Here is a 26,422-nt window from a genome sequence, read left to right as displayed (position 1 = left end):
CGCACCACGGTCTGCGCTGTTGGCACAGATCTCGCTACGTAAACCACACAGGTAACCAACGGCGGTTGCCCCACCTACGACAAAGACGTCGCACACCCCTTTCGCGCAAGCGCAGCGGGTTGCGGCGTTTTTTCGTTTTGGCCCCACAGCCCGGGGCCGGTGGTGCGGCCGTCGCGGCGCCCCACCGCAAAGCTCATGACTCCCTTCGAGACTCTTCACAGCTGAGGTGCGCGATGAATTCAAGCTTCTGGAAATCCGGCCATACCCCGACACTCTTCTCGGCCTTTCTGTATTTCGACCTGAGCTTCATGGTCTGGTACCTGCTCGGCCCGCTGGCGGTGCAAATCGCCGCTGACCTGCACCTGACGACCCAGCAACGCGGACTCGTGGTAGCCACGCCGATTCTGGCCGGGGCCTTCTTGCGCTTCGTGATGGGCTTGCTGGCGGATCGCCTGTCGCCGAAAACTGCAGGGTTGATCGGCCAAGTGATTGTGATCTGCGCGCTGTTCGGCGCCTGGAAACTCGGCATCCACAGCTACGAACAAGCGCTGCTGCTGGGCCTGTTCCTCGGCATGGCCGGTGCTTCGTTCGCCGTAGCCCTGCCCCTGGCTTCGCAGTGGTATCCGCCGCAGCATCAAGGTAAAGCCATGGGCATCGCCGGCGCGGGCAACTCAGGCACCGTGTTCGCCGCGCTGATCGCCCCGATATTGGCTGCCTCATTTGGCTGGAGCAACGTCTTCGGCTTCGCGCTGATCCCGCTGATCCTGACGCTGATCATCTTCGCCTGGCTGGCGAAAAATGCACCGGAACGGCCGAAAGCCAAGTCCATGAGCGACTACTTCAAGGCTCTCGGTGACCGCGACAGTTGGTGGTTCATGTTTTTCTACAGCGTGACCTTCGGTGGTTTCATCGGCCTGGCCAGCGCCCTGCCCGGCTACTTCAACGACCAATACGGCCTGAGCCCGGTCACCGCCGGTTACTACACTGCGGCCTGCGTGTTCGGCGGCAGTTTGATGCGACCTCTCGGCGGCGCACTGGCAGATCGCTTCGGTGGTATTCGCACCTTGTTGATCATGTATACCGTCGCGGCGATCTGCATTTCTGCCGTGGGTTTCAACCTGCCGAGTTCCTACGCTGCTCTGGTGCTGTTCGTCTGCACCATGCTCGGCCTTGGCGCGGGCAATGGCGCGGTGTTCCAGTTGGTACCGCAGCGCTTTCGGCGCGAAATCGGCGTGATGACCGGGCTGATCGGCATGGCGGGCGGCATCGGCGGCTTCGCCCTCGCGGCAGGCATGGGGGCGATCAAGCAGAGCACCGGCAGCTATCAGCTGGCCTTGTGGTTGTTCGCCAGCCTCGGTGTTCTGGCCTGGTTCGGCTTGCACGGGGTCAAGCGCCGCTGGAGAACCACATGGGGTTCGGCCGCCGTGACCGCCGCGCGGGTATGATGCGTCAATGAGCCTGCAATTGAGCTTCGCCGAGGCCAGCGCCATCGGCCCACGAGACGAGAATCAGGACGCCCTGCGCCTGGTCACGCCCGCCGCCGAACTGGCGGCGAGCAAGGGGTTTCTGTTCGCCATCGCCGACGGCGTCAGTCAATGCGCCGATGGAGGGCTCGCAGCCCGGACTACCTTGCAGGCCTTGGCGCTCGACTACTACGCCACGCCGCAGACCTGGGCGGTGGCGCAAGCGCTGGACCGCCTGCTGCTGGCGCAGAATCGCTGGCTGCAGGCCAATGGCGGTGGTCAGCCGTTGCTCACCACCGTCAGCGCGCTGGTGCTGCGCGGTCGACGCTTCACCTTGGCGCATGTCGGCGATTGTCGGGTGTATCGCTGGCACGCCGACCAGTTGCAGCGCATCAGCGAGGACCACGTCTGGGAACAACCGGGCATGCAGCATGTGCTCAAGCGCGCATTGGGACTGGATCAGCATCTGGTGCTGGACTTTCTCGACGGCGAGCTTCGCACCGGCGAGAGTTTCGTCCTGCTGAGCGATGGCGTTTGGGCGACGCTGGGCGACACGGCCATCGCGGCCATTCTGCGCGATCAGCCCGACCTCGACAGCGCCGCACAAACCCTGGTCAACGCGGCCCACCTTGCCGGCAGCCAGGACAACGCCAGCGCGCTACTGGTGCGGGTCGACACCCTCGGCGAAACGAGCATCGGCGATGCGCTGATCCAATTGCAGCAATGGCCATTGCCGCCGCCGCTCAGACCCGGCCAAATCTTCGAGGGCTGGCATGTCGAGAGGCTGCTTGGGCAGAGCCAGCAATCGCTGATTTACCGTGTATGTGATGGGCAGCAACAGCCCTGGCTTCTGAAAACACTCCCTTTGCCGTTGAACAACGATACCGCGGCCGCACAGGCACTGCTCTCCGAGGAGTGGTTTCTCAAGCGTGTCGCCGGTCGCAGCTTTCCGGAAATTCACCCGGCGGCGCAACGTCAGCACCTGTATTACGTGATGCGCGAGTATCCGGGGGTGACCTTGGCCGAACTGTTCGCGCAAAACGGCCCGTTGCCGCTGCCCCAATGGCAACAACTGGCCGAGCGTTTGCTGCGAGCCGTGGGCATGCTGCATCGGCGGCAGATCTTCCATCGCGACATCAAACCGGAAAATCTGCTGTTGGCTGAAGACGGTGAGTTACGGCTGCTGGATTTCGGTCTGGCGTACTGCACCGGTTTATCCGAAGACCAATCAAACGCGCTGCCGGGCACCCCGAGCTACATTGCCCCGGAAGCGTTCAACGGGATTTCACCGACACCGCAACAGGATCTGTACGCGGTCGGCGTAACGCTCTATTACCTGGCTACCGGGCATTATCCCTACGGGGAAATCGAAGCCTTTCAACGGCCGCGCTTTGGCCTGCCAATCAACGCCAATCGTTATCGGCCGGATTTGCCGGACTGGCTCGGGCAAAGCCTGGAACGTGCGGTATGCGCCGACCCGGCGCAACGTTATGAGACGGCAGAAGAATGGTTGCTGGTGCTGGAGCAAGGTGAACGGCGCAGTTTGAGTGTGCGACCCAGGCCGTTGCTGGAGCGTGAACCGTTGAAGGTCTGGCGGACCTTGGCGCTGGTGTCGTTGCTGATCAATGTGGTGCTGGTGTTTTTACTACTTCACAGCTGACGACACGCTTTACGTAGCAGCTGGCGCAGCCTGCGTTCGGCGGCGAAGCCGTCGTAATCCGGTTCGCTCGGTCCACCTGTCGAACCGCGTGTTGAGATTTTACGACGGCTGCGCCGCCGAACGCAGGCTTCGCCAGCTGCTACAGAGATTGGGTCGCGCCAATTGTGGGCAGCACGCCTTGAATCGGTGCACAGAACTCAAGACATCCACTGACTAACAGCGCTCGCGCCCAACAAAACCGCACCCTCCCCCGATTTGGCACGACCACTGCATTACCTTTTTCACCATACATAAAGCCCGGCCTTCAACGACGAAGGGTGTGCTTCCCGAGAGAACGGGACCAGGACAAAGGCGTCCTCGCTAGGTAACTAGCGGGACGCCTTTTTTTGTTTGCGCAAAATACCTCGAGCCAGCCTGAGCGCCCTGATGAGGCAAGTCTGAGCTCCCCGGAGAACCTGATGAAAAAACTAAAACTGGTGATGATCGGCAACGGCATGGCCGGGGTTCGCACCCTGGAAGAATTGCTCAAGCTGAGCAGCGAGCTGTACGACATCACCGTCTTCGGCGCCGAGCCCCATACCAACTACAACCGCATTCTTCTTTCACCGGTGCTGGCGGGTGAGCAGACCTTCGACGAAATCGTGCTCAACGATCTTGATTGGTACCTGGACAACAACATCAAACTGTTGCTCAACCGCAAAGTGGTGGAGATCGACCGGGTCAAACGCCGGGTCATCGCCGAAGACGGCAGCGAAGCCGAATACGACCGTCTGCTGATCGCCACCGGTTCGACGCCATTCATCCTGCCGATTCCTGGCAATACCCTGGAAGGCGTCATCGGTTACCGCGACATTGCCGACACCCAGGCCATGATCGACACCGCCAAAACCCACAAGCACGCGGTGGTCATCGGCGGCGGCCTGCTGGGCCTTGAAGCGGCCAATGGGCTGATGCTGCGCGGCATGCACGTGACCGTGGTGCACCTCGGCGAGTGGCTGCTGGAACGGCAACTGGACAAAACCAGCGGCCAGTTGCTGCAAACCGCCCTGGAAGGTCGCGGCCTGCACTTTCGCCTGTGCGAACAGACCCAAGCCCTGCACAACGCCGGTAATGGCCGGGTCGGCTCGGTGCAGTTCAAGAACGGCGACATTATTCCTGCCGACCTGGTGGTGATGGCGGCCGGCATTCGCCCCAACACCGAACTCGCGGAAAAATCCGGCATCCCGTGCAACCGCGGGATTCTGGTCAACGACACCCTGCAAACCTATGACCCGCGCATCTATGCGATCGGCGAATGCGCCAGCCACCGCGGCATCGCCTACGGCCTGGTGGCGCCGCTGTTCGAGCAAGCCAAGGTCTGCGCCAACCACCTGGCGCAACTGGGGTTTGCCCGCTATTCGGGCTCGGTGACCTCGACCAAATTGAAAGTCACCGGCATCGACCTGTTCTCCGCCGGCGACTTCATGGGCGGCGAAGGCACCGAGACCATCACCCTTTCCGACCCTATCGGCGGGGTCTACAAAAAACTGGTGATCAAGGATGACGTGCTGGTCGGCGCCTGTCTGTACGGCGACACAGCGGATGGCGGCTGGTATTTCCGGCAGATTCGTGAGAATCACGCCATCGGCGAAATCCGCGATCACCTGATGTTCGGCGGCTCTTCGTCTATGGAGCAGGCATTAGGCGATGTAGGCCACCAAGGCCAGGACAAAGCCATGAGCATGGCTGACAACGCCGAAGTCTGCGGTTGCAATGGCGTCTGCAAGGGCACTATCGTCAAGGCGATTCAGGAACACGGGCTGTTCAGCGTCGACGAGGTCAAGAAGCACACCAAAGCGGCCAGCTCCTGCGGCTCGTGTGCCGGTTTGGTCGAGCAGATCCTGATCAATACCGTCGGCGGTGCGGCGGACGTCAAACCGAAAAGCGAAAAAGCCATTTGCGGTTGCAGCGACCTGAACCACGGACAGATCCGCCAAGCGATCCGCGAAGAGCATCTGCTGACCATCACCGGGACCATGAGCTACCTGAACTGGCGCACCCCGAATGGCTGCGCCACCTGCCGTCCGGCGCTCAACTACTACCTGATTTCCACTTGGCCGGGCGAGGCCAAGGACGATCCGCAATCGCGACTGATCAACGAACGGGCCCACGCCAACATTCAGAAAGACGGCACGTACTCGGTAGTCCCTCGGATGTGGGGCGGTGTGACCAATCCTTCAGAGCTGCGGCGCATTGCCGATGTGGCCGACAAGTACAACGTGCCCATGGTCAAGGTCACGGGCGGCCAGCGTATCGACTTGCTGGGGATCAAGAAGCAGGATCTGCCCGGTGTCTGGAAGGACCTGGACATGCCTTCCGGGCATGCCTACGGCAAATCGATTCGCACAGTCAAAACCTGCGTCGGTAGCGAGTTCTGCCGCTTCGGCACGCAAAACTCCACCCAACTGGGCATCGAGCTGGAGCATGACCTGTTCAACATGTGGTCGCCGCACAAGGTCAAGCTGGCGGTCTCCGGTTGCCCGCGCAACTGCTCGGAAGCCGGGATCAAGGACGTAGGAATCATCGGCGTCGACTCTGGCTGGGAGATGTACATCGGCGGCAACGGCGGGATCAAAACCGAGGTCGCGGAGTTCTTCGTCAAACTGAAAACCGCCGAAGAAGTGCGTGAGTACAACGGCGCCTTCCTGCAGCTGTACCGCGAAGAGGCCTTCTACCTCGAACGCACCGTGCACTACCTGCAGCGGGTCGGCATGGAACACATCAAGAAAGCCGTGCTGGAAGACCCGGAGCGCCGCAAAGCGCTCAATGAGCGCCTGCAATTCTCCCTGTCGTTCGAGCAGGACCCGTGGAAAGAACGCCTTGAGCAGCCGCTGCTGAAGAAGGAGTTCGATGTCATCCCCGTGAAAAACCTGGAGGTGCCGGCATGAACTGGCTGGATATCTGCGCACTGGAAGAAATCAACGCCTTGGGTTCGCGCATCGTCAGCGGACCAAAAGGTGACATCGCGATTTTTCGCACCAGCGACGACGAGGTTTTCGCCCTCGACGACCGCTGCCCGCACAAGGGTGGGCCGCTGTCCCAAGGTCTGATTTATGGCAAACGGGTTGCCTGTCCGCTGCACAACTGGCAGATCGAACTGGAGTCCGGTCAGGCCCTGGCGCCGGACATTGGCTGCGCCCATCACCATTCGGCGCGGGTGGAGAACGGTCGGGTCATGCTGGCTCTGCGGGACGCAGGCTGATGAGCCGCCAGACGACCGCCTCGACCTGCTGTTACTGCGGGGTGGGTTGCGGCGTGCTGATCGAGCATGACGGCGAGCAGATCCTCGGCGTCAGCGGCGACCCGACGCACCCGGCCAACTTCGGCAAACTGTGTAGCAAAGGCTCGACGCTGCACCTCACCGGCGACCTCGCGGCTCGGGCGCTGTACCCGGAACTGCGCCTCGGCAAAGGTATGGCCCGCAGCCGTACCGATTGGGACACCGCCCTCGATCACGCCGCCAGCGTTTTCGCCGACACCATCGCCGAGCACGGCCCGGACAGCGTGGCGTTCTATATCTCCGGGCAACTGCTGACCGAGGACTACTACGCCTTCAACAAGTTGGCCCGAGCGCTGGTCGGCACCAACAACATCGACAGTAATTCGCGACTTTGCATGTCCTCGGCGGTGGTCGGCTACAAGCGCAGCCTCGGCGCCGACGCCCCGCCGTGCAGCTATGAAGACCTTGAGCTGAGCGATTGCGTGATGATTGTCGGCAGTAACATGGCCTACGCCCATCCCGTGCTGTTTCGTCGACTGGAAGAAGCCAAATCCCGCCGACCACAGATGAAAGTCATCGTCATCGACCCTCGACGCACGGACACCTGCGATCTCGCCGACCTGCATCTGGCCATTCTGCCCGGCACCGATGTCGCGCTGTTCCATGGGATATTGCATCTGCTGCTGTGGGAAGACTGGGTCGACCGGGAGTTCATCAACGCTCACACCGAAGGCTTGGCCGAGCTGAAAAACCTGGTCCGCGACTACACCCCGCAAATGGTCGCGCAACTCTGCGGGATCAGCGCTGAACAACTGCAGCAATGCGCCGAGTGGGTCGGCACCTCGCCGAGTTTTCTTTCGCTGTGGTGCATGGGGCTGAATCAGTCCACCGCCGGCAGCGCAAAAAACAGCGCACTGATCAATCTGCACCTGGCCACCGGGCAAATCGGCCGCCCAGGTGCAGGCCCCTTCTCCCTCACCGGTCAGCCGAATGCCATGGGAGGACGCGAAACCGGCAGCTTGTCGAACTTGCTGCCAGGTCATCGCGAAGCGGCCAAAGCGGAACATCGCGCTGAAGTGGCGGCTTACTGGGGTGTCGAAAAACTACCTGACACGACCGGGTTAACGGCCATCGAATTGTTCGAACAAGTACAAAGCGGCAAGATCAAGGCATTGTGGATCGCCTGTACCAACCCGGCGCAGTCGCTGCCAGATCAGCAAACCGTGCGTGCGGCGTTGCAGGCTTGCCCGTTCGTGGTGCTGCAAGAAGCCTTTCGTACCACCGAAACCGCGCCCTTCGCCGACCTGCTGCTGCCTGCCGCCAGTTGGGGCGAGAAGGAAGGCACGGTGACTAACTCTGAACGGCGGATTTCCCACGTTCGCCGCGCCATCAGCGCACCGGCTGAAGCACGCCCGGACTGGGCGATCACCGTGGATTTCGCACAGCGCCTGGAACGACGTCTGCGTCCAGGACAGCCCAGCCTGTTTGCCTTCGAACAACCGGCGCAGGTCTTTGATGAATACAAACAACTGACGCGCGGACGGGATCTGGACCTCTGCGGGATCAGCCATGCGCTGCTCGACCGCCTCGGCCCACAGCAATGGCCGTTCCCGGACGGCGCCTTGAGCGGAACGCCACGACTTTATGTAGACGGGATTTTCCCTACCGAGAGTGGCCGTGCACAGTTTGTCGCCGACCCTTATCGCGCCGCCAAGGAGCAACGCGATGCACGCTTCCCGCTGACCCTGATCACCGGACGTCTGCGCGATCAATGGCATGGCATGAGCCGCACCGGCACTTCAGCGCAATTGTTCGGCCACGTCAGCGAAGCCCTGTTGAGCCTGCACCCTGATGAACTGCGTCGGTATCGGCTGAAAAACGCTGATCTGGTCAGCCTCAAAAGCCGTCGAGGCAGCCTGATCGTCGCCGTCGGCAGTGATGACAGCGTGCGCCCGGGTCAGGCATTTCTGCCGATGCACTGGGGGGACCGTTTCCTCAAGGGCGGCGTGAATGCCGTCACCCAGCCGGCGTTCGATCCCCTGTCGAAACAACCCGAACTCAAGCACAGCGGCGTGCGTATCGAACCGGTAAAGCTGCCATGGCATTTGTTCGCACTGGTTGAGGGCGATGTTCAGCAGCATTTCGAGACCTTGCGACCGCTATGCGAGGACTTTTCCTACGTAAGCCTCAGCCTGGCCGGCCGTGAACGCCCAGCGCTGCTGATACGCGCAGCCAGCGCCCAGGCGCCCGACCCACAACGGCTGCATGACATCGATCAACAACTGGGGCTCAACGACGGCCCAGTTTTGGCTTACGACGATCCACGGCGCGCCATTGGCAAACGAGTGCGCATCGAGCAGGGCCGGATTACCGCCATTCGCCTGGCAGGTGAAACCCTTGCACAGCACTGGCTGCAAAACCTCTGGCTGGAAGGTCGTGCCGACGAACAACTGCGGCGCTGGCTCTTGGCGCCGTTGAGCACGCCACCCGGCAGTGCAGGTGCATCCGTCAGCGCCAACAAAACCCTGTGCAACTGCAAGAACGTCAGCGAAGGCGCGGTGTGCGCCGGTATTCGCAGCGGGCTGGACTTGCAGGGCCTGAAACAACAACTCGGTTGCGGCACGCAATGCGGCTCCTGTGTCCCGGAAATCAAGCGTCTGTTGGCGGCCAACGTGCAGCCCATCGCAATCACGTCGTGAGGAATAGAACATGAGCGCAAAAGTCTGGTTGGTGGGTGCAGGTCCCGGCGACCCTGAATTGCTGACCCTCAAAGCCGTACGAGCGCTGAACGAAGCCGATGTGGTGCTGATCGACGACCTGGTCAACGAAGCAGTGCTGGTGCATTGCCCGCAGGCGCGAATCATTGCGGTCGGCAAACGCGGGGGCTGCCGCTCTACTCCGCAGGCGTTCATTCATCGCTTGATGCTGCGTTATGCCCGCCAAGGCAAGTGTGTGGTGCGGCTCAAAGGTGGCGATCCGTGCATTTTCGGACGCGGCGGTGAAGAGGCACAGTGGTTGCGCGAACGTGAAATTAAGGTCGAGCTGGTCAATGGCATCACCGCAGGCCTGGCCGGCGCAACGCAATGCGATATTTCCCTGACCCTGCGCGGCATCGCCCGCGGCGTAACCCTGGTGACAGCGCATACGCAGGACGACAGCGAGCTCAATTGGCGAGCCTTGGCCCAAAGCGGTACGACGCTGGTGATTTACATGGGCGTGGCGAAATTGAGCTCAATTGGCGAGCAGTTGCTGGCCGGCGGGATGGCGACTGATACGCCGGTGGCGATGATTGAAAATGCTTCATTGCCGCACCAGAGGGAATGTCGGAGCAACCTCACAGCGATGCAGGAAGACGCCCACAGCTTCCAGTTGAAAAGCCCGGCTATCCTGGTGATCGGTGCGGTGGCTGCCTGTGACAATGCTAAAAGATCGCAGCCTGCGGCAGCTCCTACGGAGGAACGCTGGAACGTCAATCTGGCGTAAACGCCATTACAACTTTTCGCTCAAGACCAAATCGCAGGCAAAGAAAAGCCCGGCCTAAGCCGGGCTTTTCCAAACTACACGCTAATTACTTAGCAGTAGCTTCAACCTGCGCTTCTACGCGACGGTTTGCAGTGCGGCCAGCTTCAGTTGCGTTGTCAGCAATTGGGCGGGACTTGCCGTAACCAACCGAGTGAATGCGGTTAGCTTCAACACCATCCTTGACCAGAACTTGTTTCACAGCGTCAGCACGTTTCTGGGACAGCCTCTGGTTGTAAGCGTCAGGACCGACGCTATCGGTGTGACCTTCCACAACGGTGGTGGTGTTCGGGTACTGCTTCATGAAGTCAGCCAGGTTCTTCACGTCGCCGTAGCTGTTTGGCTTGACAACAGCCTTGTTGAAGTCGAATTTCACGTCCAGTTGAACGCGAACAACTTCAGCAACTGGAGCTTCTGGCTCTGGCTCTGGAGCCGGTGCTGCAGCTACTGGAGCTGGAGCAACTTTGCCGCCAGTGCCGCCGAAGTTAACGCCCAAGCCAACTAGAGCCTGGTAGTCCCAACGACCGTTGTCCAGCTTGTAGTCGGCTTCAAGGCCGGCACGAGCGTACAAGTTGTCGGTGATGTACCACTTGGCGCCAGCACCAGTGGTCAGGTAGGTGGACTTGTCACGACCAGTGTGACCGTCAGCAGCGACGTTGGTCATGCTGCCGTGAGATACACCGCCTTCAACGTAAGGACGGATAGCGTCGCCAACGGTACCGAAGTGGTACTGGGATTTCAGGCCGAAGTGATCGCCTTTGATCCGCTGGTTGCCAGTGTCTTCGTCCGAACGGGTGTATTCGTCTTTGCGGTAGGTCGCATTGATCGAAACGTCGTCGGTCAGGAAGTAGCCGATCGAGACGCCAGGAGTGCGGCCGTTCTGGTAGGAATCGACGCTGTGGTTCCAGGTTTTACCCCAGAACGCCTCACCTTCGACCGCGCCTTGGCCTTGTGCCAGAGCGCCGAACGAAGTAGCGGCAATAAGAGAACCAATGGCCAAGCCCAAGGTGTTTTTCAGTTTCATCCGTTAAATCCCCATCTGGTGATTGTAAAGCAGTCCCGCAAACCGGGGGACAACTCGGCGGCAAGTCTATCAGAACTTGCCTACACGTAAGAGATATTTGCGCCGAACTAAGTTTCAGCGATGCCTGCAAATTTCTCACGCAATTTGTCAAGAGCGCGTTTGTACCGCATTTTCGTTGCACTCAAACCCATGTGCATGATGTCTGCGATCTCCTGAAACTCCAACTCTGCGACAAATCGTAGCACTAGAATTTCTCGGTCAATCGGGTTCACATACACTAACCAGCGATCAAGTCCACCCTTTTCCTCAGGTTTCGGCGTCTTCTCTTCAGACGCTTCCTCAAGGGGGTCCAGACTCAAAGCGTCCATCAAGCGACGCTTACGCCGTTCCTTCCGATACTGTGTGATGCATTCGTTGTACGTGATGCTGTAGAGCCAGGTTTTGAACTTCGATTTGCCCTCGAAGTTCTTCAAACCGTACAACACCTTCAACATCACTTCCTGACAGACATCATCTGCGTCACGATCGTTCCCAAGATACCGTGCACAAACGTTAAATAATGTTCTCTGATAACGCCGCATCAGCTCTTCGTAGGCGCGCGTCACGTGAAACAGCTCCGTGTGCGAGCGCGCGACCAACTCCTCATCAGAGAGCTCGCGGGGGTCGTAGCGCATGGATAGCGATTGGGCTTTATTCAAAACAAGTCGGGCCGACAGTCAGGTCAATGTCCGCCGCAACCCAGGGTATCGGGTATTTAGCGGCGGCATACATTAGCAGGGTTTGCCGGGTTAGCGGCTACTAACATGCTGTTCCAGGAGGATCCGATTGGAAAGTGAGACTAGCTCACCCTCGTCGGTCAGCAATGTAGTTTTAACCGTGCCGATCTCTTCGATCTGGCCTTCGACCTCACCAACACGCACTTGTTGCCCAACCTGATACAACTCACGCACATAGATTCCCGCAAGAATCTGGCCGGCAATTTCCCGGCTTCCCAACCCCATGGCCAAGGCAACTGCCAGACCAACGGTAATCAAAACAATCACGATCACATGGTTCAGCAGGTCGGTTTTGACCTCCAACTGACTGATCGCGACCGAAATACTGATGATGATCACCAAGCCTTGAGCGATACGCCCCAGGCCCGATGCGTAATCCAGCCCTACACCTTCTGCGGCGCCGCGCACCAGCCCATTGGCCAATTGCGCGAGCAGCACGCCCACCAGCAACACCAGCGCGGCGCCGAATACTTTCGGCACATACAACGCCAACATATCGAGCGTAGCCGAAACTCGCTCCAAGCCAAGGGATTCTGCAGCAGAAACCAGAAAAATCAGCAAAACGAACCAATAAACGATCTTGCCGATCAGGGTCGAAATCGGCACCTGCAGGCCTGCGCGAGCCAGCAGCTTGGTCAAACCGGTACCGCCCATCAAGCGATCCAGGCCCAGTTTTGCGAGTAATTTGGAGAGCAGGGTGTCGAGCAGCTTGGCCACGACAAAACCCAGCAAAAGCACTACCAGTGCGCCGAACAGGTTCGGAATGAAGTTCGCTACCTTGGTCCACAACGCTGTCATTGCCGTGACGAGGCTCTGAGTCCAGAGATCAAGTTCCATATTCAATCAGCCTTATCAGCAGTGCGAGCAGTAGGTTTACGACGGGAAACCGGCGAGACATGGGCCGATCCGTTATTCAGGGCGATCATCAGCGCGGGCAGCCAGCGGCCCAGCAGGCTGAACAGGTCACCGGCGCCGACCTGGCGGTTGGCGGTTTTCAGTACACGCCCCAGACAGGCATCGTCGTCACGGGTGGACGGTGATGCCTTGAGCATGTCGCGCAAGGACTGTTCAAACGGATCGTGCATACGCACCTCTCGTGATATCTGTGAAAGACGCGATCAACATTCTCCGGGTCACATGGCTCTCCCTCATACCCAGCGCAAACGCCGGAATAACCACCACTGCCCCACCCCTACTGTCACCATCATCAGGCAGGCAATCACGAAGCCATAAGGGTTTCCGGAAAATGGAACTCCGCCGACGTTTATACCGAGTAAACCGGTCAGAAAACTCATCGGCAAGAAGATCCCGGTGATGATCCCGAAACGGTACATGATGCGATTCATGCGTACGTTCAAACGCCGGTCTTCGCTCTCCAGCACCAGCCCCACGCGCTCCCGGGTCAATTCCAGCTCTTCCAGATAGCGCGTCAGGCTGTTGTTCAATTCGTTCCAGTAGTCGCCATCATCGTCGACAAACCAGGGCAGTTTTATCTTGGTCAATTGACCGAAGATATCCCGCTGCGGAGCAAGGAAACGCTTCAGTCCTGCCGCTCGCCGACGGATCTGCAAAACAGCGCCATGTTCCGGAGTATACCGTTCGTCGGCATCCAGCTTTTCTTCTTCGTCATCGACGATTTCGGAGAGATCGCTGACCAGATCCTGCACTTTATGGGTGAGGTACTGAGCCATATACAGGATCAGTTCGGAGGTGGTTTTCGGCCCCTTGCCCTCGCTCAGTTGCACCAGCAACTCATCGGTGGCGCGCAACGGTCGCAAACGCAGGGAAATGACCCGCTGAGCAGAGGCGAAGATCCGCACCGAGACCATGTCTTCAGGCTCGGCACCCGGATTGAGGTTGATTCCACGCAAAAACAGCAACAGCTCGGAGTCCGGTAGCGCCAACAGGCGCGGCCGGGTGTTTTCTTCGAGCAACAGATCGCAGCTGAACTCATTCAAACCGCTGGATTTACGCAACCAGGTCTGAGTTTGCGGGTGACTACGGTCCCAGTGCAGCCAGAGGCTTTCATGGGATTGCAGTTGCAGGTCATCAAGTTCAGTCCGGGCAAGCCAACGCGCACCGCCTTTACCATCCAGCACCAGGGCATGCACCAGCCCCCACTGCGCGTTTTCTTCCTCGAACATCCTCACCCCTGGCTTGAATCAGTTATTTATTCTGGCATTTTCAACGGACTTGGCGAAATGATCACGCCATTGTTGTCCGCATAGATGTATTCACCCGGACGGAAAGTCACGCCAGCGAAGGTTACCGCAACGTTCAGGTCACCGAGGCCACGCCTGTCGGTTTTCATCGGATGGCTGGCCAGCGCCTGCACGCCCAGATCGGTTTGCGCAATAACGTCGACGTCACGGATGCAGCCGTAGATCACCAGCCCTTCCCAACCGTTTTTCGCGGCTTTCTCGGCGATCATGTCGCCCAGCAGGGCGCGGCGCAGCGAACCACCGCCATCGACCACCAGCACCTTGCCATTCCCTTTGAGCTCGACCTGCTCCTTGACCCGCGAGTTGTCTTCGAAGCACTTGATGGTAACGATTTCGCCGCCGAAGGAATCACGGCCGCCAAAATTGCTGAACATCGGTTCCAGCACCTGCACCAGTTCCGGGTAGGCATCACACAGGTCGGGAGTGAGGTAATGGTTCATCGAGAAACTCCTGTAAGAGAAAGAACACGATTGTGGGCTGTCGAAAATCGCCGGGGTTGTAGTACTGAAACGAGTAGTCGCAAAGAGATTTAAACATCGATCCCGATGCAATCACCCTCGTAAGCCACCTTCAACAGGCTCAAGCCAGGGCATGGTGCCTGTACCGGAATGCCGCTGGGCAACTGAAACTCAATGCCATGGCGCTGACAACGCAGGATATTTCCCGAGAGTGTCGCGACGCTCAACGACGCACCTTTATGTGGGCAGCTGTCTATCAGCAACAACGGCTGATTATCCAGCACCAACAACAGCAGGCTACGCCCTTCGACCTGGAACGTCCGCCGATAACCTTCATCCAGATTGACCAGACGCTCAAGTGGCACGAACATAAGGCTGACTCAGCAACCGATTGTGACCAGAACAGCTCAATGCGTCATATCTTAGCCGTTAGCTGATCGGAACGAAACGCTCTTGTCAGAGCATTCGTACTCAGACTGCTGTAGCCAAATCCGGCTTGTCAGCCAGTAATGGCGTCTGCTGATCAGTCAGCCAGCGCTGCACCAACGGCCAGACTTCGGCCTGTGCGGCTTTGCTGACCAGCATTTCAACATGCCCAAAATTGTCCGAAAAGCCCTGCTCGCGCCCCAGACAGATGAACTGTTTGTGCTCGGAACCGATCTGATCGAACAGCTTGCGACACGCCCAATCAGGGTCCTGATGATCGCTGGTCGCACTGACACCCAAGACCGGCACCTGAACCTCGGCCAGCCCCGCCCACCAGTCTTTTTCGGCATCGCCAAAGCGTCCGAACAAGCCGTACCAGCGCATGCCTTCCAGGGCCAGGCCTATCGGCTCGTCCTCTGGACCACGCTTGAGGCGAGAGCCCGAAATCTGCGCGAAACGCTTCAGGATGAACCGCCCGCTCCACTCCACCGGCGGAAATTTCAGCGGCCAATAGGTGCGACTGACCTGTGTACCAAAGAACGCAGCGGAAGCCACGGCTGGCTCACCCAGGTACTGACCACCCAGCGCTGCCGCGAGGGTGATACCGCCCAGTGAATGACCAATCCAGTGCGGAACCTGTCCGCTTTGCTCGCGAACGAACGCGGCAATCGCCGGCAGATCGTAACGGGCGTAGTCGGCAACGCGGTTCTTTCGATAGTTCTGATTGCGCTGAGACAAGCCGTGACCGCGCATTTCCGGGATCCACACATCAAAACCAGCGCGCGCCAGGTAGGCGCCCAGACCAAGGCCTTTGGGGGAAAACCAGAAACGCCGGTTGGAAAAACTGCCGTGCAGCAAAATCACCGGAACGCCACGCACGGTGGGTTCATCGGCCATGCCCAGGCGGGTAACCGCCAGCTCGACGGTGCCATCCGGGCTGTTGCCGGGTTTCAAGCGATAGACGTCCTCGCTCAGATCGCCGCGACGCTCGGCGCTGATCAAGGCGACAGGAAACAGGTTGCTGCTGCTTTGCATAATGCTCTTGCACAAAAAAGGGCGGGGTCCATCTGGATGCCGCCCTACTTGAATCCTAAAGGAGCCGATCATCGATCAGCCCCTTCACTCAACACATCAGACCGCAGCCTGACCTTCAGCCAGGAAGAACCAGGTTTCCAGTACGGAATCCGGGTTCAACGAAACGCTTTCGATACCCTGTTCCATCAGCCACTTGGCCAGGTCCGGGTGATCGGAAGGCCCCTGACCGCAAATACCGATGTATTTGCCAGCCTTGTTACAGGCCTGAATCGCGTTGGACAGCAATTTCTTGACCGCCGGATTACGCTCGTCGAACAGGTGCGCGATGATCCCCGAGTCACGGTCCAGGCCCAGAGTCAGCTGGGTCAGGTCGTTGGAGCCGATGGAGAAACCATCGAAGAACTCGAGGAACTCTTCAGCGAGGATCGCGTTGGACGGCAGTTCACACATCATGATGACGCGCAGACCGTTTTCGCCACGCGCCAGGCCGTTCTCGGCCAACAGGTCCACGACCTGACTGGCTTCGCCCAGGGTACGGACGAACGGCACCATGATTTCGACGTTGGTCAGGCCCATCTCGTTGCGTACGCGTTTCAGCGCGCGGCATTCGAGTTCGAAGCAGTCACGGAACGTCTCGCTGATATAACGCGAAGCGCCACGGAAGCCCAGCATCGGGTTTTCTTCTTCCGGCTCGTAGAGCTTGCCGCCGATCAGGTTGGCGTATTCGTTGGACTTGAAGTCCGAAAGACGCACGATGACCTTTTTCGGCCAGAACGCGGCGGCCAGGGTGCTGATGCCCTCGACCAGTTTTTCGACGTAGAAACCAACCGGATCGTTGTAACCGGCGATGCGCTTGTCGACGCTTTCCTTGATTTCCGACGGCAGACCGTCGTAGTTCAGCAGTGCTTTAGGATGCACACCGATCATGCGGTTGATGATGAACTCCAGACGGGCCAGGCCCACACCGGCGTTCGGCAACTGCGCGAAATCGAAAGCGCGATCCGGGTTACCGACGTTCATCATGATTTTGAACGGCAGTTCCGGCATGGCGTCGACGGAGTTTTTCTTGATGTCGAAGCCCAACTCGCCTTCGAAGATAAAACCGGTGTCGCCTTCAGCGCAGGAAACCGTCACGCCCTGCCCGTCTTTCAACAGTTGGGTGGCGTTACCGCAACCGACGACGGCCGGAATGCCCAGCTCGCGGGCGATAATCGCCGCGTGGCAGGTACGGCCGCCACGGTTGGTGACGATGGCGCTGGCGCGCTTCATGACCGGTTCCCAGTCCGGGTCGGTCATGTCGGAAACCAGAACGTCGCCCGGCTGGACTTTGTCCATCTCGGAAACGTCTTTGATGATGCGCACTTTACCGGCGCCGATGCGCTGGCCAATGGCGCGACCTTCAACCAGCACGGTGCCGGTTTCTTTCAACAGGTAACGTTCCATGACGTTGGCCTGGGTGCGGCTCTTCACGGTTTCAGGGCGAGCCTGAACGATGTACAGCTTGCCGTCGTCGCCGTCTTTGGCCCATTCGATGTCCATCGGGCACTTGTAGTGCTTCTCGATGATCATCGCCTGTTTGGCCAGTTCGCTGACTTCAGCATCGCTCAGGCAGAAACGCGCGCGTTCGGCCTTGTCGACATCGACAGTCTTGACCGAACGACCGGCCTTGGCTTCGTCGCCGTAGATCATCTTGATGGCTTTGCTGCCCAGGTTGCGGCGCAGGATCGCCGGACGACCTGCTGCCAGCGTGCCTTTGTGGACGTAGAACTCATCCGGGTTCACCGCGCCTTGTACGACGGTTTCGCCCAGGCCGTAGGCGCCGGTGATAAACACCACGTCACGGAAGCCGGATTCGGTATCGAGGGTAAACATTACGCCGGCAGTGCCGGTTTCCGAACGGACCATGCGCTGCACGCCAGCCGACAGGGCAACCAGCTTATGGTCGAAGCCCTGGTGCACGCGGTAGGAAATGGCGCGGTCGTTGAAGAGGGAAGCAAACACTTCCTTGGCGGCGCGAATGACGTTTTCGACGCCACGGATGTTCAGGAAGGTTTCCTGTTGACCGGCGAAGGAAGCGTCCGGCAAGTCTTCGGCGGTCGCCGAGGAGCGCACGGCCACGGCCATGTCCGGGTTACCGGCCGACAGTGTGGCGAACGCGGTGCGGATTTCGGCGTTGAGCTTCTCCGGGAATTCGGCTTCCATGATCCATTGACGAATTTGCGCACCGGTTTTCGCCAGGGCGTTCACGTCGTCTACGTCCAGCGCATCGAGGGCTGCGTGGATCTGGTCGTTCAAACCACTTAATTCGAGAAAATCACGATAAGCCTGAGCCGTCGTGGCAAAGCCACCCGGGACCGATACACCGGCCCCCGCAAGATTACTGATCATCTCGCCCAGGGATGCGTTCTTGCCCCCCACATGCTCTACATCATGGACGCCGAGCTTATCGAGGGAAACTACGTACTCTACCAAGGTGATCTCTCCACTAACTGTGTTGGAAAAGCTCAGGGCGCTGGCGGCTCATCAGGAGCATTTGCCAGCGATATGGCCTGGACCTGGAAAATAAGTGAGAATGCGGGCCAATCCAGGCCGACAAACCGCGCCTATCATATCCAAGAATCGTCACCAGCTTAAGGCCCAAGGCGCAAATGAAACGATCTGCTTTCTTTATCTCCGATGGCACGGGCATTACAGCCGAAACCCTGGGTCAAAGCCTGTTGGCGCAGTTCGAAAACATTACCTTCAGCAAAGTCATACGACCGTACATCGACAACGTGGACAAAGCGCGGGCCATGGTACAACAAATCAACATGGCCGCCGAAAAGGACGGATTTCGTCCGATCATCTTCGACACGATCGTCAACCAGGATATTCGTGAGATCCTCGCGACCTCCAATGGTTTCATGATCGACATTTTCTCGACCTTCCTCGCGCCGCTCGAGCAGGAGTTGAGCGAACACTCGTCGTATTCGGTCGGCAAATCCCATTCCATTGGCCACAACTCCAATTACATGGAGCGTATCGAGGCGGTGAACTTCGCCCTCGACAACGACGACGGCGCCCGCACCCACTATTACGACAAGGCTGACCTGATCCTGGTCGGCGTGTCGCGCTGCGGCAAAACCCCGACCTGCCTGTACATGGCCATGCAATTCGGGATTCGCGCGGCCAACTACCCGCTGACCGAAGACGACATGGAGCGCCTGCAACTGCCAACGGCATTGCGTGCCCACAAGCACAAGCTGTTTGGCCTGACCATCGATCCGGACCGCCTCACCGCGATCCGCAACGAACGCAAGCCCAATAGCCGCTACTCGAGCTACGCCCAGTGCGAGTTCGAAGTGCGCGAAGTCGAGAACCTGTTCCGCCGCGAGAACATCGCACACATCAACTCCACGCATTTTTCCGTGGAAGAGATTTCGGCGAAGATTCTGGTGGAAAAAGGCGTGGAGCGGCGCTTCAAGTAGTTCCTTATCACCAGGTCTGCCGCCATCGCGAGCAAGCTCGCTCCCACACTGGACCGTATTTACCTTGAGGTCGCGGTCAAATGTGGGAGCGAGCTTGCTCGCGATGAACGATTACGCGGTCTGGCTAGATCACCCACAAATCGACAAAGCGGTTAACCGGCGTGGCTTCAAGGTTTGCCTGATCCTTGCACAGGGCCAGGATCTGCGCCGAGCGTTGCGCGGTGAATCGGGTTGCCAGATTGGCCTTGAACTTGTCCTCCAGCAAGGGAATGCCATCGGCGCGGCGACGACGATGACCAATCGGGTATTCGACCACCACTTGTTCGGTGCTTGAGCCGTCCTTGAAGAACACTTGCAGGGCGTTGGCGATGGAGCGCTTGTCGGCCTCCAGATACTCGCGGGTGTAGCGCGGGTCTTCGACGATGACCATCTTCTCGCGCAGCACATCGATGATCGGGTGTGCCGCGTGGAACTCGTCTTCGTACTGTTCAGCCACCAGATTGCCGAAGGCCAGCGGTACCGCCGTCATGTACTGGATGCAGTGGTCGCGGTCTGCGGCGTTGGCCAGTTGGCCGACCTTGGAAATGATGCGAATCGCCGACTCGTGGGTGGTGATGACGATCCTGTCGATTTCATGCAGACGATTGCTCACCTGCGGGTGCAAGGTCACCGCTGCCTCGCAGGCGGTTTGCGCGTGGAATTCGGCCGGGAAGCTGATCTTGAACAGCACGTTTTCCATCACGTAGGTGCCGAACTTCTGCGAGAGACTGAAGGTGCGTTTATCTTCAGGCTTGAGCGCCAGATCCTTGTTGGTGTGGCTGAACAGCACGTCGTAGAAACCCCATTGCGGCGCTGTCAATACGCCCGGAATGCCCATCTCGCCACGCATGGCGATGTCCGCCAGCCGCACGCCACGACTGGATGCATCACCCGCCGCCCAGGACTTGCGCGAACCGGCGTTCGGCGCGTGACGGTAAGTGCGCAGTGCCTGGCCGTCGACAAAGGCGTGGGACAGCGCCGCCAACAGTTGCTCGCGATTGGCGCCCATCATTTTCGCGGTAACGGCCGTCGAGGCGACTTTGACCAGCAGGACATGGTCCAGACCGACCCGATTGAAAGAGTTTTCCAGGGCAATCACGCCCTGAATCTCGTGGGCCATGATCATCGCGTCCAGCACCGCTCGCACGGTCAGCGGTGCATCGCCATTGGCCACGCGTTTCTGCGACAGGTGATCGGCAACCGCGAGGATCCCGCCGAGGTTGTCAGACGGATGCCCCCACTCGGCGGCCAGCCAGGTGTCGTTGTAGTCGAGCCAACGGACGATGCAGCCAATGTCCCACGCAGCTTTGACCGGATCGAGGCGCAAGCTGGTACCGGGAACACGTGCGCCGAAGGGTACGACCGTGCCTTCGACGATGGGACCCAGGTGTTTGGTGCATTCGGGAAAACGCAGGGCCAGCAGGCCGCAGCCGAGGGTGTCCATCAGGCAGTTGCGGGCGGTGTCCAACGCCTCTTTGGATTCGATCTTGAAATTCAGGACGTAATCGGCAATGTCTTGCAGGACTTTGTCGTAGTCGGGACGGTTGTTCAGGTCGACGTTGGCGCTCATGTTCGATTCACTCTGGCAGTGGTTCGTAGATGGGACCTCGGTTCAGGGGCAATCTCAGTCGGTTACATCATTCTTATTGTTGAAAAACGGTCAATTGTGGGAGCGAGCTTGCTCGCGATGGCGGTGTGACAGCCAACATAGATACTGAATGTTATGGCCTCATCGCGAGCAAGCTCGCTCCCACAGGGTTCACGTGAGGTTTGTATTACCTCAGAAAGCGTCACCCGGCACGCGCACCCAGCCTTCCATCAACACCCGCGCACTGCGGCTCATGATGGCTTTGGTCACGGTCCATTCGCCGTCGACCAGATGAGCCTCGGCGCCGACACGCAAGGTGCCCGACGGATGCCCGAAACGCACGGCGTTGCGTGGAATGCCACCGGCAGCGAGGTTGACCAGCGTGCCGTCAATCGCCGCAGCGGTGCCGATGGCGACGGCAGCGGTGCCCATCATCGCGTGGTGCAGCTTGCCCATGGACAGCGCCCGGACCAGCAGGTCGACATCGCCCGCGGCCACCGGCTTACCACTGGAGGCGAGGTAATCGGCTGGCCGTGCAACGAACGCAACCTTGGGGGTGTGCTGACGTTTGGCGGCGTCATCGAGGTTCGAAATCAACCCCATACGCAGCGCACCGTGCGCCCGGATGGTCTCGAACATCGCCAGCGCTTTCGGGTCGCCGTTGATGTCGCCCTGCAACTCGGTGCCGGTGTAACCGATGGCGTCCGCGTTGAGGAAAATGGTCGGGATACCGGCATTGATCATCGTCACCTTGAGGGTGCCAACGCCTGGCACCTCCAGGTCATCGACCAGGTTGCCGGTCGGGAACATCGAACCACCCGCGCCCTCCTCTTCGGCCGCCGGGTTCATGAATTCGAGCTGCACTTCCGCGGCTGGAAAGGTCACGCCATCGAGTTCGAAATCACCGGTTTCCTGCACCGCGCCGTTGGTAATCGGCACGTGGGCGATGATGGTCTTGCCGATATTGGCCTGCCAGATGCGCACCACTGCCACACCGTTGTGCGGGATGCGACTGGCCTCTACCAGACCACTGCTGATGGCGAACGAACCGACCGCCGCCGAGAGGTTGCCGCAGTTGCCGCTCCAATCGACAAAAGGCTTGTCGATGGAGACCTGACCGAACAGGTAATCGACATCGTGATCGGCCTTGATGCTCTTGGACACGATCACCGTTTTGCTGGTGCTCGAGGTCGCCGCGCCCATGCCGTCGATTTGCTTTTCATACGGGTCAGGGCTGCCGATCACACGCAACAGCAACGCATCGCGGGACGGGCCCGGAACCTGTGCCGATTCAGGCAAATCCTGCAAGCTGAAGAACACGCCTTTACTGGTGCCGCCCCGCATGTAGGTGGCAGGGATTCTAATTTGAGGGGCGATCTGAGGTACGTGAGCCATGTGGGTCCTTATTGGCCAGCGCGGGACTTGAAATCCCGCGCGGCTCGTCGTATTAAACGGCAACAGCCGATTCAAGAAAGTCCTGGGCGAAACGCTGCAACACGCCACCGGCTTCATAGATCGAGACTTCTTCAGCAGTATCGAGACGGCAAGTGACCGGCACCGACACCTGTTCACCGTTCTTGCGGGTGATGACCAGCGTCAGTGTGGCGCGCGGAGTGCGCTCGCCGATCACGTCGAAGGTTTCAGTGCCGTCAATGCCCAGGGTTTTGCGATCAGTACCCGGCTTGAACTCCAGCGGCAACACGCCCATGCCCACCAGGTTGGTACGGTGGATGCGTTCGAAACCTTCGGCTGCGATAGCCTCAACCCCGGCCAGTCGCACACCCTTGGCAGCCCAGTCGCGGGACGAACCCTGACCGTAGTCGGCGCCTGCGATAATGATCAGCGGCTGTTTGCGCTCCATGTAGGTTTCGATGGCTTCCCACATCCGCATGACCTGGCCTTCCGGCTCGACACGCGCCAGCGAACCCTGCTTGACCTTGCCGTTTTCCTGAACCATTTCGTTGAACAGTTTCGGGTTGGCGAAGGTCGCGCGTTGTGCGGTCAAGTGGTCACCGCGGTGCGTCGCGTAAGAGTTGAAGTCCTCTTCCGGCAAGCCCATTTTCGCCAGGTATTCGCCGGCGGCGCTGTCGAGCATGATGGCGTTGGACGGCGACAGGTGATCGGTGGTGATGTTGTCCGGCAGCACTGCCAGCGGGCGCATGCCCTTGAGCGGACGTGCCCCGGCCAGTGCGCCTTCCCAGTACGGCGGACGGCGGATGTAGGTGCTCATCTCGCGCCAGTCGTAGAGCGGTTTGACTTTCGGGCCGGTGTCTTCGTGGATGGCGAACATCGGAATGTAAACCTGACGGAACTGCTCCGGCTTGACCGACGCCTTGACCACCGCGTCGATCTCTTCATCACTCGGCCAGATGTCCTTCAGGCGGATTTCCTTGCCGTCGGCCGTCAGGCCCAACACGTCTTTTTCGATGTCGAAACGAATGGTCCCGGCAATGGCGTACGCCACCACCAGCGGCGGCGACGCGAGGAACGCCTGCTTGGCGTACGGGTGAATCCGACCGTCGAAGTTGCGGTTACCCGACAACACGGCGGTGGCGTACAGGTCACGGTCGATGATTTCTTGCTGGATCACCGGGTCCAGCGCACCGGACATACCGTTGCAGGTGGTGCAAGCGAACGCCACCACGCCGAAACCGAGCTGTTCCAGTTCAGTGGTCAGGCCGGCTTCATCCAGGTACAGCGCCACGGTTTTCGAACCCGGTGCGAGGGACGATTTGACCCATGGCTTGCGGGTCAACCCGAGCTTGTTGGCGTTGCGTGCCAACAGACCGGCAGCGATGACGTTGCGCGGGTTGCTGGTGTTGGTGCAACTGGTGATGGCGGCAATGATCACCGCGCCATCCGGCATCTGACCGGGAACGTCGTCCCACTGGCCAGAGATGCCTTGAGCGGCGAGGTCCGAGGTGGCGACACGGGCATGAGGATTGCTCGGCCCCGCCATGTTGCGCACCACCGAGGACAGGTTGAAGCTCAACCCTCGCTCGTATTGCGCGCCCTTCAGGCTGTCGGCCCACAGACCGGTCTGCCTGGCGTAGCTCTCGACCAACTGCACCTGCTCGTCTTCACGGCCGGTGAGTTTCAGGTAGTCGATGGTTTGCTGGTCGATGTAGAACATCGCCGCGGTGGCGCCGTATTCCGGAGCCATGTTGGAAATGGTTGCGCGGTCGCCGAGCGTCAGTGCCGAGGCGCCTTCGCCGAAGAATTCCAGCCAGGCGCCGACGACTTTTTGCTGACGCAGGAACTCGGTCAGCGCCAGCACCATGTCGGTGGCGGTGATGCCCGGTTGCAGCTTGCCGGTCAGTTCAACGCCGACGCTTTCTGGCAGGCGCATCCAGGACGCGCGGCCGAGCATCACGCTTTCGGCTTCCAGACCGCCGACACCGATGGCGATCACGCCCAACGCATCGACGTGAGGCGTGTGGCTGTCAGTGCCCACGCAGGTATCCGGGAACGCCACGCCATCGCGCACCTGGATCACCGGAGACATTTTCTCCAGGTTGATCTGGTGCATGATGCCGTTGCCCGGCGGAATCACGTCGACGTTCTTGAAGGCCTTCTTGGTCCAGTTGATGAAGTGGAAGCGGTCTTCGTTGCGACGGTCCTCGATGGCACGGTTCTTTTCGAACGCCTCCGGATCGAAGCCACCGCGCTCAACGGCCAGGGAGTGGTCGACGATCAGTTGCGTTGGCACCACCGGGTTCACTTGTGCAGGATCGCCACCTTGCAGGGCGATGGCATCACGCAGGCCGGCGAGGTCAACCAGGGCGGTCTGGCCAAGAATATCGTGGCACACCACGCGCGCCGGGAACCACGGGAAGTCGAGGTCGCGCTTGCGCTCGATGAACTGCTTCAGGGATTCGGTGAGCGTGGCCGGGTCGCAGCGACGCACCAGGTTTTCCGCCAGCACGCGGGAGGTGTACGGCAGAGTGTCGTAGGCGCCAGGCTGGATGGCCTCGACTGCCGCACGGACGTCGAAGTAATCCAGATGGGTGCCGGGCAGCGGTTTGCGAAATTCTGTGTTCATCGTCAGGACTCGGTCACGGTGATTGCATAGGAGGCGTCTGGCGCCGGAACTGAAGAACACCCAACTACTGTGGGAGCGAGCTTGCTCGCGATGACTGAGTCACATCCAACATCGATGTCGACTGCCCCACCGCTATCGCGAGCAAGCTCGCTCCCACAGGGTTTTCGGTTTCTTCAGCTACCAGTGCAAAACCCCACCACTCAGCGTTGTTCGATTGGCACGAACTTGCGCTGTTCGACGCCGACGTACTCGGCGCTCGGGCGGATGATGCGGTTGTTGGCACGCTGTTCGAACACATGCGCCGCCCAGCCGGTCAGGCGCGAGCAGACGAAAATCGGCGTGAACAGCTTGGTCGGAATGCCCATGAAGTGGTACGCCGAGGCATGGTAGAAGTCGGCGTTGGGGAACAGTTTCTTCTGCTCCCACATGGTCTTGTCGATGGCTTCGGACACTGGGAACAACACCTTGTCACCGACCTCGTCAGCGAGCTTTTTCGACCAGCCCTTGATCACTTCATTGCGCGGGTCGTTGTCTTTGTAGATCGCGTGACCGAAGCCCATGATCTTGTCTTTGCGCTCAAGCATGCCGAGGGTGCCTTTGATTGCCTCCTCCGGCGATGCGAAGCGCTGAATCATTTCCATCGCCGCTTCGTTGGCGCCACCATGCAGCGGGCCGCGCAGGGAACCGATGGCCGCGGTAACGCAGGAGAACAGGTCGGACAAGGTCGATGCGCAAACGCGGGCGGTGAAGGTCGACGCGTTGAACTCGTGCTCCGCGTAAAGGATCAGCGAAACGTTCATCACCTTGACGTGCAACTCGCTCGGCTTCCTGTCGTGCAGCAGGTGCAGGAAATGCCCGCCGATCGACTCTTCATCGGTCACGCAGTTGATGCGTTTACCGTCGTGGCTGAAGCGATACCAGTAGCACATGATCGCCGGGAACGCGGCCAGCAGCCGGTCGGTTTTATCGTGTTGCTCGGAGAAGTCTTTCTCCGGTTCAAGGTTGCCGAGGAACGAGCAACCGGTGCGCATCACGTCCATTGGATGGGCGTCCGCCGGGATGCGTTCGAGCACTTCCTTCAGGGCTTGCGGCAGGTCACGCAGCTTGCTCAGTTTGCTGATGTAGGCGGCCAGTTGCGCCTTGTTCGGCAGCTCGCCGTACAGCAGCATGTACGCCACTTCTTCGAAATGCGCTTGCGCCGCCAGTTCGCGAACGTCATAGCCGCGATAGGTCAGGCCTGCGCCTTCCTGTCCCACGGTGGACAATGCGGTTTGCCCGGCCACCTGGCCACGCAGCCCGGCGCCACTCAATACTTTTGCTTCGGCCATTGCTGTCTCCAATCTTGAATTTGTCAGGCTATTCGGATAACCCCGAAAAGATCGCAGCCTGCGGCAGCTCCTACGGGGAACACGATCGGCGTAGGAGTTGCCGAAGGCTGCGATCT

At 59.6% G+C, this 26,422-nt stretch carries 20 protein-coding genes; 7 read left to right on the top strand and 13 right to left on the bottom strand.

Annotation, left to right across the window (positions count from 1 at the left end):
- Window positions 1–233 precede the first annotated feature (233 nt).
- The 6 genes from BK659_RS13890 to cobA all read left to right on the top strand — a co-directional run bounded on the left by BK659_RS13890 (window position 234) and on the right by cobA (window position 9,865).
- Complete coding sequence (locus BK659_RS13890) at window positions 234–1,445, top strand: nitrate/nitrite transporter (protein WP_123425636.1); 1,212 nt, start codon at window positions 234–236, stop codon at window positions 1,443–1,445.
- Window positions 1,446–1,452: 7 nt separating this feature from the next.
- Window positions 1,453–3,123 carry a bifunctional protein-serine/threonine kinase/phosphatase gene (locus BK659_RS13885; RefSeq protein ID WP_123425635.1) on the top strand — a complete coding sequence of 557 codons (1,671 nt, stop codon included), beginning with the start codon at window positions 1,453–1,455 and terminating at the stop codon, window positions 3,121–3,123.
- Between the two features lie 458 nt (window positions 3,124–3,581).
- The gene (nirB, locus tag BK659_RS13880) at window positions 3,582–6,050 is read left to right on the top strand and encodes a nitrite reductase large subunit NirB (RefSeq protein ID WP_123425634.1); all 2,469 of its coding nucleotides are present in this window, start codon (window positions 3,582–3,584) and stop codon (window positions 6,048–6,050) included.
- Complete coding sequence (gene nirD / locus BK659_RS13875) at window positions 6,047–6,364, top strand: nitrite reductase small subunit NirD (protein ID WP_123425633.1); 318 nt, start codon at window positions 6,047–6,049, stop codon at window positions 6,362–6,364. Before nirB ends, nirD begins: the two co-directional genes overlap by 4 nt.
- Window positions 6,364–9,081 (top strand): nitrate reductase, encoded by a 2,718-nt coding sequence (locus BK659_RS13870; RefSeq protein WP_123425632.1) that lies wholly within the window; start codon window positions 6,364–6,366, stop codon window positions 9,079–9,081. Before nirD ends, BK659_RS13870 begins: the two co-directional genes overlap by 1 nt.
- Before the next feature lie 10 nt (window positions 9,082–9,091).
- Window positions 9,092–9,865 (top strand): uroporphyrinogen-III C-methyltransferase, encoded by a 774-nt coding sequence (gene cobA, locus BK659_RS13865; RefSeq protein WP_123425631.1) that lies wholly within the window; start codon window positions 9,092–9,094, stop codon window positions 9,863–9,865.
- 85 nt (window positions 9,866–9,950) lie between these two features.
- On the opposite strand, the gene BK659_RS13860 is transcribed toward cobA, so the two are convergent.
- The 9 genes from BK659_RS13860 to ppsA form a co-directional block, all read right to left on the bottom strand.
- The gene (locus BK659_RS13860) at window positions 9,951–10,925 is read right to left on the bottom strand and encodes an OmpA family protein (RefSeq protein ID WP_123425630.1); all 975 of its coding nucleotides are present in this window, start codon (window positions 10,923–10,925) and stop codon (window positions 9,951–9,953) included.
- A 107-nt stretch (window positions 10,926–11,032) separates the two neighbouring features.
- On the bottom strand, window positions 11,033–11,623 hold the full coding sequence (gene sigX / locus BK659_RS13855) for an RNA polymerase sigma factor SigX (protein ID WP_015096065.1): 591 nt from the start codon (window positions 11,621–11,623) through the stop codon (window positions 11,033–11,035).
- 90 nt (window positions 11,624–11,713) lie between these two features.
- Window positions 11,714–12,538 (bottom strand): mechanosensitive ion channel family protein, encoded by an 825-nt coding sequence (locus BK659_RS13850; RefSeq protein ID WP_123425629.1) that lies wholly within the window; start codon window positions 12,536–12,538, stop codon window positions 11,714–11,716.
- Window positions 12,539–12,540: 2 nt separating this feature from the next.
- Window positions 12,541–12,786 (bottom strand): CrfX protein, encoded by a 246-nt coding sequence (locus BK659_RS13845; protein WP_123425628.1) that lies wholly within the window; start codon window positions 12,784–12,786, stop codon window positions 12,541–12,543.
- A 63-nt stretch (window positions 12,787–12,849) separates the two neighbouring features.
- Window positions 12,850–13,845 carry a zinc transporter ZntB gene (locus BK659_RS13840; RefSeq protein WP_123425627.1) on the bottom strand — a complete coding sequence of 332 codons (996 nt, stop codon included), beginning with the start codon at window positions 13,843–13,845 and terminating at the stop codon, window positions 12,850–12,852.
- A 26-nt stretch (window positions 13,846–13,871) separates the two neighbouring features.
- Window positions 13,872–14,363 carry a ribonuclease E activity regulator RraA gene (rraA, locus tag BK659_RS13835; RefSeq protein ID WP_123425626.1) on the bottom strand — a complete coding sequence of 164 codons (492 nt, stop codon included), beginning with the start codon at window positions 14,361–14,363 and terminating at the stop codon, window positions 13,872–13,874.
- An 89-nt stretch (window positions 14,364–14,452) separates the two neighbouring features.
- Window positions 14,453–14,752, bottom strand: coding sequence for a Rieske (2Fe-2S) protein (locus tag BK659_RS13830; protein ID WP_123425625.1), 300 nt, complete (start codon window positions 14,750–14,752; stop codon window positions 14,453–14,455).
- Window positions 14,753–14,852: 100 nt separating this feature from the next.
- Window positions 14,853–15,842: an alpha/beta fold hydrolase gene (locus BK659_RS13825; protein WP_123425624.1), complete on the bottom strand. Its 990-nt coding sequence runs from the start codon at window positions 15,840–15,842 to the stop codon at window positions 14,853–14,855.
- A 96-nt stretch (window positions 15,843–15,938) separates the two neighbouring features.
- Entirely contained in the window at window positions 15,939–18,314 is a 2,376-nt protein-coding gene (gene ppsA / locus BK659_RS13820) for a phosphoenolpyruvate synthase (protein WP_123425623.1), read from the bottom strand.
- 176 nt (window positions 18,315–18,490) lie between these two features.
- Here ppsA and ppsR point away from each other — a divergent pair, with 176 nt between their 5' ends.
- A complete protein-coding gene (gene ppsR / locus BK659_RS13810) occupies window positions 18,491–19,309 on the top strand; it encodes a posphoenolpyruvate synthetase regulatory kinase/phosphorylase PpsR (protein WP_123425621.1) in 819 nt (272 codons plus the stop codon).
- A gap of 124 nt (window positions 19,310–19,433) precedes the next feature.
- On the opposite strand, the gene prpD is transcribed toward ppsR, so the two are convergent.
- The 4 genes from prpD to prpC form a co-directional block, all read right to left on the bottom strand.
- Complete coding sequence (prpD, locus tag BK659_RS13805) at window positions 19,434–20,918, bottom strand: 2-methylcitrate dehydratase (RefSeq protein ID WP_123425620.1); 1,485 nt, start codon at window positions 20,916–20,918, stop codon at window positions 19,434–19,436.
- A gap of 210 nt (window positions 20,919–21,128) precedes the next feature.
- Window positions 21,129–22,331 (bottom strand): 2-methylaconitate cis-trans isomerase PrpF, encoded by a 1,203-nt coding sequence (gene prpF, locus BK659_RS13800; RefSeq protein WP_123425619.1) that lies wholly within the window; start codon window positions 22,329–22,331, stop codon window positions 21,129–21,131.
- A gap of 52 nt (window positions 22,332–22,383) precedes the next feature.
- Entirely contained in the window at window positions 22,384–24,978 is a 2,595-nt protein-coding gene (acnD, locus tag BK659_RS13795) for a Fe/S-dependent 2-methylisocitrate dehydratase AcnD (protein ID WP_123425618.1), read from the bottom strand.
- Window positions 24,979–25,178: 200 nt separating this feature from the next.
- Window positions 25,179–26,306, bottom strand: coding sequence for a bifunctional 2-methylcitrate synthase/citrate synthase (prpC, locus tag BK659_RS13790; RefSeq protein WP_123425617.1), 1,128 nt, complete (start codon window positions 26,304–26,306; stop codon window positions 25,179–25,181).
- Between the last annotated feature and the right edge of the window lie 116 nt (window positions 26,307–26,422).

Origin of the sequence: Pseudomonas brassicacearum, from assembly GCF_003732225.1 — a bacterium.
In the GTDB taxonomy this organism is placed as follows: domain Bacteria; phylum Pseudomonadota; class Gammaproteobacteria; order Pseudomonadales; family Pseudomonadaceae; genus Aquipseudomonas; species Aquipseudomonas brassicacearum_E.
This window is presented reverse-complemented; position numbering and strand designations above follow the sequence as displayed.